This is a genomic window from Persicimonas caeni (genome assembly GCF_006517175.1).
GTDB lineage: Bacteria > Myxococcota_A > Bradymonadia > Bradymonadales > Bradymonadaceae > Persicimonas > Persicimonas caeni.
Genome location: NZ_CP041186.1, coordinates 492,565 through 505,053, shown reverse-complemented (window position 1 = coordinate 505,053; position 12,489 = coordinate 492,565). Strand labels below are relative to the sequence as shown.

The window sequence follows — 12,489 nt, the reverse complement described above, 5'->3', positions numbered from 1 at the left end:
CACCGGTCGATCGAACACTCCTGAAAGCTCCGGATACGTCTCGGACTGTAGCTGTATGAGCCTCCGCGCGGCGGCCTTGGCGTAATCGTTGGGCCAACCCTGCTCGTGAGCGATCTCACAAGCGCCGCGCGGTGTAGAATGGCTTTGGTGTCTTGCATCGGTATCCGCCCTGATTGATTGGGTTTTCAGGGACGCGAGATTAACAGAGCCGGGCCGTAGCGCGAAGCAACTAGTGGTGTGACACCGAGATTCGATTCACCTTCGCCGGACTAGTACCACCAGCTTCGGCGCTCACTCCTCGACGATGCGCTGCACCCCAAGGGCATTCGGTCGCTGCGCTCCCAGCACATCGCCTGCGGGGTTCGCATCCGAATCTGGCGGCGCTATCCTCGCCGAAAGGTTGAATCTTACTTCGGTGTCACACCATTAGCGCGACGAGCGCTCCTGCCCGAGCCGAGACCGTCGACGCGCAAACCGCGCCTGCTCGTGCAGGCCGCGCCGCTCGTAGAACCCCGCCAAGTCGTGGTAGCGCGCCGCCGGGTCGAACCCGGTGGCCGCGTGTAGTTTGCGCAGATCAACCGGGCACAGGTGCAACGGCTGCTCGTCGAGCTCGCGAAGCGAGTTGGTGCCGTTCATGTTGCACTCGTAATGCAGGCAGTGGCGGATGCCGAACATGTGTCCGGTCTCGTGGGTCAGGATTTTCATGGCTCGCAACATCATCGTCTTCCGCCGGTCTAGACCGTAGGGCGCCGCGTGCGACAGGCGCGACGTCGGGTCGTAGCGCCCGAAGCTGTAGACGCCGACCCGCTCGCTGAAGGTCGCCTGCCCGAAGACGTAGTTCCACCTATCGCCCGGCCACAGGTCGGTCATCGTCAGCCCGAGCATCGCGTAGGCGTCGTCGGGAAGCCGGTCGTACAGCTCCGATAGCAGATCCTCGGTAAGCCATTGCTCCTGGCCGAAATGGGGGTTCTTTCGGCGTCGAAACTCGAGCTCGGCCGGGTCGATGGGCGCGCGCACCGCCACGGGCATGCGAAAATACATCTCGGCAAATGCCGCGAGCTTTCCGAGATCGAGCCCGGAATCTTCGAACGAGCCGATTGGCTGCAAATAGATCGTCTTGCGCCCCTCGCTGGGGTGCTGCCGCGGACCTTCGACCCAGTCCTCGAAGCTTTGTTTGTGCTCGGCAAACCGCGCTCGCCACTCGCCGGGCTTGGCGTCGCCGAGTAGCGTGAAGCTGCCGTCGTTCTCCCAAAAACTCACCGCCTCGGGCCGCGCCTCGTCGACGGCGACCGCCGTGCGCTCGGCGGCCTCGCGTTGAACGAACTGGTACTCGTAGTAAAAGATCCAGGCGTTCACAGCGCAAAAGACGACGAGAAAACACCCGAACAGGAGCTTCGGGCGGCGTGTGTACCAGGGCAGGAACGCTTCTTCATTCATCGGCTCGTCTCCTCGAGTTCGCGGCTGAACCCATTTAGACAACGGTCGATGGAAGCAGTTCCATGAATCGTATAGACTGTGTCGAAACAACACACCAAATGGGTGGGGCGACACATGGCCCGAATGAAGCTTTTTCCAGAAGATCGCCGCGAGTGGCTCAAGACGCTGTACCGCGTGCCGCTCGGCGTGGCGGTCCTGCTAATCGCGATGGCCGGCGTGGCGGTCTTTTTGTCTTGGATGCCCGGCGACTCCTACGAGGGCGAGTTACCCGAGCTCACCGGTGAGCAGCGCGCGCTCTCCGAGCGGCTTCGCACCCACGTCGAGGTGCTCGCTGCCGACTATCCCGAACGTAACTTCACCAACGTCGAACAATATCGAGGCGCCGAGGCGTATCTGGTCGGTGAGTTGAAGGGTATCGGCTACGAGGTGACCTTCGAAGAGGTCGAGAATGCCAAGGGCGCGCGCAATATCATCGCCGAGCGCGAGGGGGCGACGCGACCCGACGAGGTGATAGTGGTCGGCGCGCACTACGACGCCGAACACACCAACCCGGGCGCCGACGACAACGCCAGCGGCACCGCCGGCGTCGTCGAACTCGCCCGGCGCTTCGCCGAGCGCACCCCCGCCCGCACCATTCGGTTTGTGCTCTTCGTCAACGAGGAGCCGCCGTTCTTTCGCACCGAAAATATGGGCAGCCATGTGCACGCCCAGAATGCAAGGGAGCGAGGCGACAACATCGTTTTGATGATGTCACTCGAGATGCTCGGCTACTACGATGACGCCCCCGGCAGCCAGCGATACCACTCCTTCCTCAAATACTTTTATCCCGACCGCGGCAACTTCATCGCGTTTGTCTCCTCGCTCGGCAACCGCGCCGAGCTTCGGCGTAGCATCGCCGTGTTTCGCGAGCAGGCAAAGTTTCCCTCCGAAGGACTCGCCGCGCCCGAGGGCTTCTCGGGCATCGACCTCTCCGACCACATGCCATTCTGGAACGCCGACTACCCGGCGCTGATGGTCACCGACACCGCGTTTTTGCGGAACACGAACTACCACAAGGAGACCGACACGCCCGACTCGCTCGACTACGAGAGGTTCGCGCGGGTGGTCGACGGCCTGGAGCCGGTGGTGTGGGAGTGGGCGAAGGAATGAAGCGCACAATCCGCGCCGAGGGCTTACTGGCCAGGAAGTGAACGCCTGAGGTATGTAGAAGGGTTCTTTGTCTCGTTCGATACGGAGCCTTCCGAGGTGCAGACGCCACCGGAAGTCTCGGAGCGTAAGGCTTCGGTCTACCTCCCCCTCCGCTCCATTCGACCTCCCATGAGCCATCGAGATTTCGCCGAAATCGTCGAGAAGACGGTTGTGGTTTGATGGGCTGGGCGTGTCGGCTCCGGCCCACTCCGGAGGGCCACTCCCCGCGCAGACGCATAGCTCATCACTCCGATTCTTCTCCGGCCTCCTTCTGGGGACCCGCCAGCGCCGCCTCTTGTGCTCCCATCCAACTCGCAACCATCTTCCAGGCGATCCACAGCGCAAACGCAGCGCCGAGGAGGAAGCCGAAGTTGCGATATGGCGCTCCCGGGCCGCCCACCAGGCTCGAATCCGAACGCGGCACCACCTGCGATGGATACAGCTCGAAGGAGTCGAAGAGCTGGCGGCGAATTTCGGGCCGCGAATCCCAGTCCTCTTGCGGCATCAGCAACTGGAGGACGACCACATAGCGACGTCCGACTTTGTACCAGATGAATCCTCGGTCGGGCTCGCCGGCTGCCGTTTCGAGCTCGAGCGGTAAGATGAGCTGCAGCGATTCGGTGTCGACCCAGATGGCGTCGCCGTCGAACTCGGGCAGCGGCTCACCGAAGTCGACCAGGTGGGTCCACATCTCCGAGTTTGCCTCGATTGACTCGCGCATGCTCTCGAAGAATTGCGCGCGATTGAAGTTGACGTCGTGGTCGGGCTCGTCAAAGCGATCGAGGCCGATGGTGACCGCCAGAGCGAACGGAGGCATTCCCTCGACGTCCTGTGCGTCCTCTTGGAACAGGCGGTCGATGGCCACACGTGAGCGAAGATCGGCGGCGTGCTCACCTTCCCCCGACACCAGGGTAAAGGATACGTCCTCTCGAAACGCCGTCGACAGCTCCGTTCGAGGCGTGGCGGTCCACTCTTCGGGGACGTTGACCTTGTACTTGTAGCGTTGGCTCGAATGACTCTGCCACTGAGCGGTCGCCGGTGCGGCGAATAGGAGCGTGGTGGCGGTGATGAGCAGGATATACGCGAGTCGATGCGGCCGCAGGTCGTCCATTGCTTCCCCGAGGACTGTCGTGTTGGGGGCGATTGAGACTTCGAGAGTGGCAGAGGTCGCCGGAGGATTCAACGGCCCTTCGTTGTCGGGTCACCGGCTCTCGCAAATGGAGATGATGATCATCTCGGTGCACCAAAGTCAGGTGATTGAAGAGGGCGAAACGAACCATCGATGAACTTGCACCGAATCTATAGCGAGAAGTCGACGTGGTAGTGCTCATCATGACGCACCCACGCCTTGCCGGGCATGAACCGAATGCGCCGGCGTACCTCTTGGCCGCCTTTCGCGCGGAAGAGTTCACCACGAAGATCTGGGGCGAAGATGACCCGGCGAATCTTTACGCCATGCTCCCGAGCCGCGTCGTCGAGCGCCAGCAGGTGTGCGGCGAGGGCGTCGAAGTCGATGCTCAACCCGTCTCCCTTGCCGGAGGCGTCGAAGTCGACGCCGTAGCCGAATTTCGTCCACGGCCAGGCCGGAAAGCTCGCAGGCTCGTCCGCCTCGTCGACCACCGGCACCATGAAGTCGACCGACAGTCCGTTCTGGTGGGTGCGGTGCGGCCGCAGCCGGCCGCCGCCCCAGCACCAGGCGGTCTCGCCGTAGGTGAACGTGGTATCGGGCATGTCTGCAGCGAGTGTGGCGTAGGCGGTGAGAGCCACCTCGCGGACATCGTCGGGTACGCAGGTGCGCCCGATGAGCGAGCCGAATCGCGAGTAGGTCACGAAGTTCTCGCCGTGACTCGGCAGACGCTTTCCGTCGACGAGTTCGCCCGCCGAGGTCGAGCCCGCGCTCCGGCTGGGCGCGTCGGATTCGAACAGGCGAAGCACGTCGTTGCCCGAGTGAACGGCGGCGAGGAGTAGTAAGACGAAGAGCACGATAATGCCTTTCGAGGGAACGAGTTTCATCGAGTATCACCCTTTTCGGCGGCGAACTGCCTCCAGTCAGTTTTGTCTTCTTTCGGTCGAAGTACAAGCTAGCTCGAGCGTTGGGAGATGAGATGGCGGGGTCGTGCCGCAAGCGTTGTGAGTTCGTGCAGATTCTGTGATGACGAGGCGTGGTGAGTTGTTGGTGCCCCCTCCGACTCGCGCTGTAAGGCGCGCGAGTCACCTCCCCCACGGGGGAGAAGTAGTGCGGATGAAATCGAACCGAACGTAGTGTTATACTCGGCAGACCACGAATTCATCCTCGACCCCCGAACGTCAATGAACTGGGACACGCTGACGACCTGGCCCGAGTCGTATATCGCCTTCTGGGCTCTTTTTTGCCTGATCGCGTTTGCCTACTGGCTGCCCAACCGCGCCGACTTCGAGTGGGCGTGGCGCGACTACTGGCGATTCCTACTCGCGCCGTGGAGGCTCGCGTTCTTCGTGGTGGCGTTCATCGGCATCAACGTCATGGCCCCGTACACCGGCGACGTCACCTGGGACTACGTCGACGCGAGCTTCATGGCGATCCTCGCCTACACCACGGCCCCGGCGAGCGTGGCGATCATGTGGCAAGTGGCGCGTGGGGAGCGCGCGGTCGGTCATCTGCTTGTGGCCGCGGCGGTTTGGTTATTCTCGGCGAGCTGGTCGTACGATATCTACCTGTACTTTCGCGACGGCTCGTATCCCTACACCTGGTCGGCGAACCTCTTCGCCTCGTCGTTCCTGTACGGCGCCGCCGGCGCGTTCTGGTCGCTCGATTGGCAGCCGGAGCAGGGCACCTACTGGGCATTTCGCGACACCGAGAACTGGCCGCCCGAGCCCGTCGCCGGCGCCGGCCTCAAGTTGATGCGAGTGGGGTGGATGATCGTGGCGCCGGTGGCGTTCTTCTTTTTGATCTTCCTGGTGCCCCCGCTGCGGGACGCGGCGGTTTGGGTGGCGCAGGCGATGATGGCTTGGTGAGGGGAACCTCGTTGCTCAGGTCATCTTCACCAACAAGCTGATGGCTGGCGGCAAGACGACCAACCACACCCAGGTGTCGTAGCGCCGCCACAACTCCTGGATAGCTGCCACGCCCGATGTTTGGTCTTCGATACGCTGCACGTTCGACAGTGTCTCGCGCACCTGTTCGATGCCATCGACAAAGCCGGGGATAAAGATGTCTCCACCTGGCGTGGCCACTCGAAGGTAGCCGCCGGGGAGTTCTGCGACGGAACGGATGTCGTCGAAGGTGCACGTCAGCTCGCCGTCGTCGAGCGTGCGGGTCTCCTCGTCGATGCTCAATCGGTAGTTTTGAGACCAGGAGCGAAGGTTGAGCGTGCGTACCAATCCGACCGCCACGATGGCGCCGATGACATATGGCCACAGTTCGGCGGCCGGCACGTTCATGGCGGCGGCGCCGACGTATCTCTCATTGAGGATGAGGAGCCCGAAAATGGCGCCAAAGGAGGCCGCCGGTGCGAGCCAGGCATCGACGACGACATGCGGCCATAGCTTCATGTCGAGTTGGTCGGTATTCATGCGGTCCCCAAGTGATCGTCAACGGAGGATGCGCGCAGCATACCCCGCGCTGGCGTAGCTTTCTACCTTCACGGTTTCGACCCGCTGGCCATGCGCGTAGCGGGCCGCTATCTTCGAGCCCACCAACATCCGCCACGACAGGGGATATCATGCACATCTTCTTTTGCTCTGATCCGCTCGAGCGTCGCCGCGCCGACGCCGTCTATGCCAGTGAATTTGCCGCCGCGCGGGACGTCGTCGACGCGTGCCATCTGATCGACTTCGAGGGGCTGGAGATGTCCGGCAAGCCTTTTGCCGAGGTCACGCCACCGCAGCGCCAAGAGCCCGCAGTCGAGGCGGTTTATCGAGGCTGGATGCTCTCGCCAGCTCAATACCGCCGACTTTACGGCGCGCTCGAAGCGCGCGGCTATATGCTGGTCAACTCGCCGGAGCAGTACCGGCACTGTCACTACCTGCCGGAGAGTTACGGGGTCCTCGAGGGGGTGACGCCGCAGACGGTCTGGCTCGAAGGGGCGGAGCACTCGGACGCAGATATTTGCGACGCCGCCTCGGCGTTTGGTGATGCTGCCATCATCGTCAAGGATTACGTGAAGTCGCAGAAGCACTATTGGGACGAGGCGTGCTTTGTACCGAGCGCTTCGGATACGGAGAGGCTTCTGCAGGTGGTACGTCGCTTCATCGAGCTTCAGGGCGGAGAACTCGAAGGCGGCTTGGTGCTGCGTCGCTATGTCGAGTTCGAGACGCTTCCGACAGTCGACGAGGGGGATGCCCCGTCGGTCCTCGAGTATCGACTCTTCTTCTTCGACGGCAGACTCGTGAGCCTGGCGCCGTACTGGGACGAGTCGGACTATCCCTCGGCGCTAGAGGTGCCCGTCGACCGGTTCGGCGAGGTTGCCGATCGGATCGACAGTCGTTTTTTCAGCATGGACGTGGCGCGGACCGTCGACGGCGAGTGGTTGGTCGTCGAGGTCGGCGACGGGCAAGTGTCCGGGCTTCCCGAACGAGTTGATGAAGATGAGTTCTTTGCAGAGCTCGGGCAGGAGGGAACATAAGTGGGCGAGAAGAAGCTGCGGGTCAAAAAAGCAGCCGGTTGTGCGTCGCTATTAGGGCTGCCGGCGGCCGCCCTCGTGATGTACATTGCTTGGCAGCACAATCCCGGCGGTGTCTTCTACGGGGATGATTACGTCAATTGGGCGCATTGGTCTTTATACGGGGTGGCGTATTACCTGATGGTCGGAGGCCCTGTTTTCGTGGCGAGGTTGTTCTTTTGGCGTGATGAGCCGGAAGAGTAAGCGAAGGCTAGACGTTCAGGTGGCGCACGCCGTGCTCGAATCAAAGCCTACTCCATCTAGTGCAAACACGGAAATCTTTCGGATTTCGGTGCGAGTGCTTCCAGCTCTCCCCGACGAGGGCAAGATGCCCCCGCACCGAACAAATATTGCGAAAGTCTTCCGTGAATGCACTTAGAGCCCGAAGGGCGGAACCTCCCCTTTGATAGCCCCCTGCGAAGCGAAGCGGAGCTGGGGGGAGAAGGATCACGCGTCGAGGACGTGCTGCTCGAGCACGAACGTCGTAAACGTCGCCTGAAATACCTTCTTGTCGCCCACCATCGCGCTCGCCTCGACGACGCGCTTTTTGCCCTTCTCTTCGGTGACCTCGGCGGTCGCTACGACCTCTTGGCCGACTGTGACCGGCGCGGTGAACTTGCAGTCGGCGGCGCCCAGCACGACGTTCGGGTCGTTGACGGCGAGCATGGCGGCGTAGTCGGCGAGGCCGAAGACGAAGCCGCCATGGACCAAGCCGCGTTCGTCGACGGCCATCTCTTGGGTCGCTTCGAAGCGGACTTTCGCGCGGCCCTCGTCGAGCTCGACGGGCTCGCCGCATAGTTTCGGGTCGATATTCAGGTGGGTGTTCGGCTGTGTGGTCATCTGTCTCTCCTCGGTCTCTTAACTAGAAAATCAATCGCTAGATCGTTTCGACGAATTGTCTGAGCCAGCTTCCCGTCAGGTAGGCCAGGGTGGCGGCGCCGCCGCCGGCGAGCAGGGTGGTCAGCCCGGAGCGCCACAGCGGCTCCTCGGTGACGTAGCCTTTGAGCAGGCCGATGCCCAAGAAAGTGACGCCGGTGACGGCCGCGCTGCCTATGAACGTCTGCTCCGGAGAGAGCCCGGTGAGCAGAAAGGGCAGCAGTGGCAAGAAGCCGATGACGAGGAACGCCACGAACGTCGTCGCCGCGGCTTTCCACGGCGAGGGCCCCTCGAGTTGCAGGCCGTACTCCTCGGAGAGCATCGTGTTGATCCACAGCTCACGGTCGTCGGTGATGGTGTCGACGATGCGCTCGAGCAGGTCGCCCTCGAATCCCTTGCGCTTGAAGATCTGGCGGATCTCCTCGCGCTCGCCCTCGGGGGCGTGTTCGATGTGGCGCTGCTCCTGGCGGCGTCGGCGCTCGACCATCTGCTGGGTGCTGGCGGTGCTCTCGTAATTGCTCACCGCCATGCTGAACCCGTCGGCGAGCAGGTTGGCGAAGCCGAGCAAGACAGCCACGCCGCCTGCGAGTCCGCCGCCGGCGACGCCCGAGACGACCGCAAAGGTGGTCACGGCGCCGTCGATCGCGCCCAAAACGGCGTCTCCCAAGTAGCTATGCTCGTGCTCGCCCTCGAGGCGATCGCGAACGTCTTCAGGCTCGTGGCTGTGTTCGAGATCTGTGGATTTGTCGGCCAACGGTCTTCCCGTCCTGTCGGTTTGGGATTATCGGAAGGAAAATTGCACCCGACGCCCCCGTTGGCAAGCCTCAGGTCTGTGCGCGCTTTACCTGCACCACGAGGTGCTATCTTCGTGTCCACCGTTTGCTCATGCGACTCGTCGACGGAGATCCGGCGTTGGAGAACTGGTTCCTGCCTGCTGTGCTGACCGCCTTTTTCTATGGCGTGCAGTCCGCTTATCTGAAGGGCGTGCTGCCCGACGCCGACAAGCAATTGGTCGCCTGGGGCATCTTTTTCTTTTCGCTGCCGGTCTACCTGGGCATGCTCGCTGTTGGCGGGATGCCCGAGGTGTCGACGAAGTTTTGGCTCGCCTTTTCGGTCAGCCTGGGCGTCAACCTGATCGCTTGGCCGCTCTTCGTTCGCTCCATTCAGCTCTCCGACATCTCGCTGGTCATGCCGTTGGTGGCGTTCACGCCCGTGTTCATCCTCGGCGTCGAATTCGTCGTGCTCGGCGCGGTCCCGCAGGGGTTGGGGCTGGTGGGGATCTTGCTCATCGTGCTGGGCGCTTACGTCCTCAACGTGCGCAAGGGGATGGGCGGCATCTTCGAGCCGCTCACCTCTCTGGCGCGCAACCGCGGCGCGGTGCTCATGCTCATCGTCGCTGCTTTGTGGAGTATCTCGGCGACCGTCGAGAAGATCACGGTCGTCGAGTCGTCGCCGGCGTTCTACCTGACCGCGCTGTCGGTAGGGTTTGCCCTCGTGTTCTCCCCGGTGGTCGCCCTCCGGGTCGACAAACCGCTGCAGAAGCTTCGTGGCCAATGGGTACGCCTCGCCGGCGCGGGCCTGCTGACCGGGGCGATGGCCGGCTTCCAGATGCACGCCATCCAGACGACCCCGCTGGTCAACTACGTCGTCTCGATCAAGCGCGCCGGCATGTTGGTGAGCGTGGTCGTGGGCTGGCTCGTCTTCAAGGAAAAGAACATCCTGTTCAGGCTGATCGGCGCGGCGCTCATGGTCGCCGGTGTCGCGCTCATTCGTATGGTCTGAGCTACCGCCGCTACAAAACATTTTCATCGCGATCTCCTCACCGTTATACTGGGTCGTGCTGAACACAAATTGACCCAAGTCTTTCGAGGAGAATTGCTTTGAAACGTACCGAGACATCTGGCTTGTTGGCGGTGGCCGCACTGGTGGTCGCGCTGGGCGTGCCGGCGCTCGCGTCTGCGGAGACCGAATGTTCGACCGACGCCGATTGCGGCGAAGGATTCGTGTGCGAGACCTACGAGGCGCCGTGCGCCGGAGCGTGCGCGCCGGGCGAGGACTGCGACACGAGTTGCGAGTCGACGACCGGGAGCGAATGTGTCCCTGCGCCGCCCGAATCGTGCACCTCGGCGGCCGACTGCGACCCGGATCTCGTGTGTGTGACGGTCACCTATGAGACGTGTTCCGGCGGGGACTGGGCGACGTGCGAAGAAGGCACCGACTGCGACGCCGGCACGCAGGCCGATGCGAGTTGTACCACCGAGACCGAGGGCTATTGTGTGCCGCCGTACCTCGCGCCGTGTCAGGTCAACGCTGACTGCGGCCCGGGTTTCACGTGTGAGGAGTCCGAGGTCTGTGGATGCAGCACCGGTGGGAGCACCGGCTCGGGAGGCTCTTCCGACGGTGACGGCTCCGCATACGTCGACGCCGGCAGCAGCACCGACGACGAGAATTGCTCGTGTTCGGGCACCGGCGAGTTCTACTGCGAGCTCATCGAGCAGGAGTGCACCTCCGACAGCGAGTGCTCCGGTGACATGGTCTGCGACACGCTTCCCGGCGAGGACTATGACGACGGCGGTACGGTCGAAACCTGTACCTCGACGCCCGACGGGGGCATGAACTGCGAGACGAGCAGCCCCGACGCCGGCACGAGCTCAGAGTCGACCAAGTACTGCTTGCCCCCGGACATCGAGCGTTGGATCGGCGCAGGCGGTGCAGTTGGTAGCGACGACGGCTACAGCCAAGATGGCTCGTCGGACGAGGAGCGCGAGGCGGTCTCCTCGTCGGTCGACCGCGGCGGTGCCGGGTCGTCGGACGGCGGAAGCTCCGAGAGCGCGGGCTGCTCGAGCACCGGCGACAGCGGCCCGGTGGGCGCGCTGGCCGCGTTGATGCTCGGCTTCTTGGGCCTCGTCGGCCTTCGCCGACGCGATTGAGCACTCGAGTTTTCCGTTACAAAAAACGGCGCCGGAGCTTCGTGCCCCGGCGTCGTTTTTTGTTGTCGCCGATTCTTATCGCTCGGCCGAGGTCGTCGCGATGACCTTCGGCGTCGCCTCCACGCGGTCGTCGATCTCGAGCAACTTGGCGAGCTTGGGCGGCAAGAGCCGGTAAATGAGCTTGATCTCGGCCGAGGCCACGTTGGCGGGCACCTCGTAGGTCACCATGCGGGTCTCGTCGGGCCCGAGGCGCGTATCACGCACCATCTTCTTCGAAAACGGCGCCGGCACCGGCTTTCCGTTGGCGTCGTGGTACACCTTGTTGAGCACCGAGTCGGGGTGCTCCGCCATGGGGTTGTCGGTGAAGTTCTGCCAGACGACCTCGCCGTCCTTGTCCTTGCCGACGACCTTGACCACCGCGAGCCGACCGGGGAACCCGCTGGGGAAGCCGTGCACACTCTTGTTGGCGAGTGTGACCGTCAGCCCGTCGTCTCCGAACGCGGCCGACATCGCCACCGCCGACTCCAAGATGCTCTTGTCGTTCTGGTACCAGGCGCGGTGTGGGCCAAGGAATTGGTGGCTGGCGTGTTTGTCTTGCCGGCCGACTGCTCCGGCAGGGCCCTCCACCTCGGGCATATGACAACTCACGCAGGTCTCATCACCGCCGTGCTCGCGAAACTCCGGTCCGGTCGTGCATGCGGGCGCGCCGGTGGGCGTCTTCGTGGCGTTATGGCACGACATGCACAACGTGACGCCATCTTGCATGGCGGGCAAGGCCTTGCCCGTCCCGTGCACCGGCGAGGCGCCGGGCTCGAGGTCGCGGCTCGAGCGCATCACGTTGCCTTCCTCCCAGGTCAGCGCGTCGACGCCGACCTTGCCGGGCGCGCTCTCGACGGCGGCCACGTTATGGCACGTCGCGCACGACACACCCGCCTTGCCCGCCACAGTGTCGGGCTGGTCGGGCGAGCGTGCATTGTGGCACTTGGCGCACTTCTCGGCGATATGCTCCCCCTGCTTCTTCATGCGCAGCGCGCGCATCGACCCGTAAATCGGGTCGTTATCGTGGTGCGCGCGGCTGTGCATGCTCTCGGTCCACTCCTCGTAGATCGTGCCGTGACATCCCTTGCACGATTGCGGGTCGTCGATGTCGATGCCGGCGTGCGGCGAGCCGTGTTCGCTCGTCTCGTCGGCCTTGGATGAGGTAGGGGCGGCCGTGGTGGGCGCTGTAGGCTCGGCCGTGGGCTGGGCCTCTTCTTTGTCGCATGCACTCGACAACAACACCGCCACGGTCAGCAGGATCGAAAGGTATCGCATTATCTCTGGCTCTTTCTCTGCACTGGAAACTGGCTGGCAGCTACTTCTCCGCCAAGGCGACAGTGCAAATTCAGAGCCAACGCGACACATGCCGCTACGACGAG

13 protein-coding genes are annotated in these 12,489 nt (G+C 63.1%); 6 read left to right on the top strand and 7 right to left on the bottom strand.

The genetic code is table 11. The features are described 5' to 3' along the window. Positions 1-426 precede the first annotated feature (426 nt). Positions 427-1,437 (bottom strand): archaemetzincin, encoded by a 1,011-nt coding sequence (locus FIV42_RS02035; protein ID WP_141196056.1) that lies wholly within the window; start codon positions 1,435-1,437, stop codon positions 427-429. Positions 1,438-1,560: 123 nt separating this feature from the next. Here FIV42_RS02035 and FIV42_RS02030 point away from each other — a divergent pair, with 123 nt between their 5' ends. Next, positions 1,561-2,586 (top strand): M28 family peptidase, encoded by a 1,026-nt coding sequence (locus FIV42_RS02030; RefSeq protein ID WP_141196055.1) that lies wholly within the window; start codon positions 1,561-1,563, stop codon positions 2,584-2,586. 283 nt (positions 2,587-2,869) lie between these two features. Here FIV42_RS02030 and FIV42_RS02025 read toward each other — a convergent pair whose 3' ends face one another. Together FIV42_RS02025 and FIV42_RS02020 are read right to left on the bottom strand one after the other, a co-directional pair. After that, complete coding sequence (locus FIV42_RS02025; protein ID WP_141196054.1) at positions 2,870-3,736, bottom strand: hypothetical protein; 867 nt, start codon at positions 3,734-3,736, stop codon at positions 2,870-2,872. Between the two features lie 188 nt (positions 3,737-3,924). Then, positions 3,925-4,638: a penicillin-insensitive murein endopeptidase gene (locus tag FIV42_RS02020; protein ID WP_141196053.1), complete on the bottom strand. Its 714-nt coding sequence runs from the start codon at positions 4,636-4,638 to the stop codon at positions 3,925-3,927. Positions 4,639-4,935: 297 nt separating this feature from the next. On the opposite strand from FIV42_RS02020, the gene FIV42_RS02015 reads away from it, so the two are divergent. Then, positions 4,936-5,619, top strand: a complete 684-nt coding sequence (locus FIV42_RS02015) for a hypothetical protein (RefSeq protein ID WP_141196052.1) — start codon at positions 4,936-4,938, stop codon at positions 5,617-5,619. A 15-nt stretch (positions 5,620-5,634) separates the two neighbouring features. Here FIV42_RS02015 and FIV42_RS02010 read toward each other — a convergent pair whose 3' ends face one another. Further along, a complete protein-coding gene (locus tag FIV42_RS02010) occupies positions 5,635-6,177 on the bottom strand; it encodes a hypothetical protein (protein WP_141196051.1) in 543 nt (180 codons plus the stop codon). A 149-nt stretch (positions 6,178-6,326) separates the two neighbouring features. On the opposite strand from FIV42_RS02010, the gene FIV42_RS02005 reads away from it, so the two are divergent. Continuing rightward, the gene (locus tag FIV42_RS02005; protein ID WP_141196050.1) at positions 6,327-7,229 is read left to right on the top strand and encodes an ATP-grasp domain-containing protein; all 903 of its coding nucleotides are present in this window, start codon (positions 6,327-6,329) and stop codon (positions 7,227-7,229) included. Then, complete coding sequence (locus FIV42_RS02000) at positions 7,230-7,469, top strand: hypothetical protein (RefSeq protein WP_141196049.1); 240 nt, start codon at positions 7,230-7,232, stop codon at positions 7,467-7,469. 243 nt (positions 7,470-7,712) lie between these two features. On the opposite strand, the gene FIV42_RS01995 is transcribed toward FIV42_RS02000, so the two are convergent. Both FIV42_RS01995 and FIV42_RS01990 read right to left on the bottom strand, forming a co-directional pair. After that, a complete protein-coding gene (locus FIV42_RS01995) occupies positions 7,713-8,105 on the bottom strand; it encodes a thioesterase, FlK family (RefSeq protein ID WP_141196048.1) in 393 nt (130 codons plus the stop codon). A 37-nt stretch (positions 8,106-8,142) separates the two neighbouring features. Beyond that, positions 8,143-8,895: a VIT1/CCC1 transporter family protein gene (locus FIV42_RS01990; protein WP_141196047.1), complete on the bottom strand. Its 753-nt coding sequence runs from the start codon at positions 8,893-8,895 to the stop codon at positions 8,143-8,145. 131 nt (positions 8,896-9,026) lie between these two features. On the opposite strand from FIV42_RS01990, the gene FIV42_RS01985 reads away from it, so the two are divergent. Together FIV42_RS01985 and FIV42_RS01980 are read left to right on the top strand one after the other, a co-directional pair. After that, a complete protein-coding gene (locus FIV42_RS01985; RefSeq protein WP_246099091.1) occupies positions 9,027-9,923 on the top strand; it encodes a DMT family transporter in 897 nt (298 codons plus the stop codon). Between the two features lie 98 nt (positions 9,924-10,021). Next, on the top strand, positions 10,022-11,071 hold the full coding sequence (locus FIV42_RS01980; RefSeq protein WP_141196045.1) for an MYXO-CTERM sorting domain-containing protein: 1,050 nt from the start codon (positions 10,022-10,024) through the stop codon (positions 11,069-11,071). Between the two features lie 75 nt (positions 11,072-11,146). On the opposite strand, the gene FIV42_RS01975 is transcribed toward FIV42_RS01980, so the two are convergent. Then, positions 11,147-12,385, bottom strand: a complete 1,239-nt coding sequence (locus FIV42_RS01975; RefSeq protein ID WP_168210329.1) for a multiheme c-type cytochrome — start codon at positions 12,383-12,385, stop codon at positions 11,147-11,149. Between the last annotated feature and the right edge of the window lie 104 nt (positions 12,386-12,489).

Coding starts and splice junctions, on each gene's coding strand:
- FIV42_RS02035 (WP_141196056.1), bottom strand. CDS start 1,437: ATGAATGAAGAAGCGTTCCTGCCCTGGTACACACGCCGCCCGAAGCTC.
- FIV42_RS02030 (WP_141196055.1), top strand. CDS start 1,561: ATGAAGCTTTTTCCAGAAGATCGCCGCGAGTGGCTCAAGACGCTGTAC.
- FIV42_RS02025 (WP_141196054.1), bottom strand. CDS start 3,736: ATGGACGACCTGCGGCCGCATCGACTCGCGTATATCCTGCTCATCACC.
- FIV42_RS02020 (WP_141196053.1), bottom strand. CDS start 4,638: ATGAAACTCGTTCCCTCGAAAGGCATTATCGTGCTCTTCGTCTTACTA.
- FIV42_RS02015 (WP_141196052.1), top strand. CDS start 4,936: ATGAACTGGGACACGCTGACGACCTGGCCCGAGTCGTATATCGCCTTC.
- FIV42_RS02010 (WP_141196051.1), bottom strand. CDS start 6,177: ATGAATACCGACCAACTCGACATGAAGCTATGGCCGCATGTCGTCGTC.
- FIV42_RS02005 (WP_141196050.1), top strand. CDS start 6,327: ATGCACATCTTCTTTTGCTCTGATCCGCTCGAGCGTCGCCGCGCCGAC.
- FIV42_RS01995 (WP_141196048.1), bottom strand. CDS start 8,105: ATGACCACACAGCCGAACACCCACCTGAATATCGACCCGAAACTATGC.
- FIV42_RS01985 (WP_246099091.1), top strand. CDS start 9,027: ATGCGACTCGTCGACGGAGATCCGGCGTTGGAGAACTGGTTCCTGCCT.
- FIV42_RS01975 (WP_168210329.1), bottom strand. CDS start 12,385: ATGCGATACCTTTCGATCCTGCTGACCGTGGCGGTGTTGTTGTCGAGT.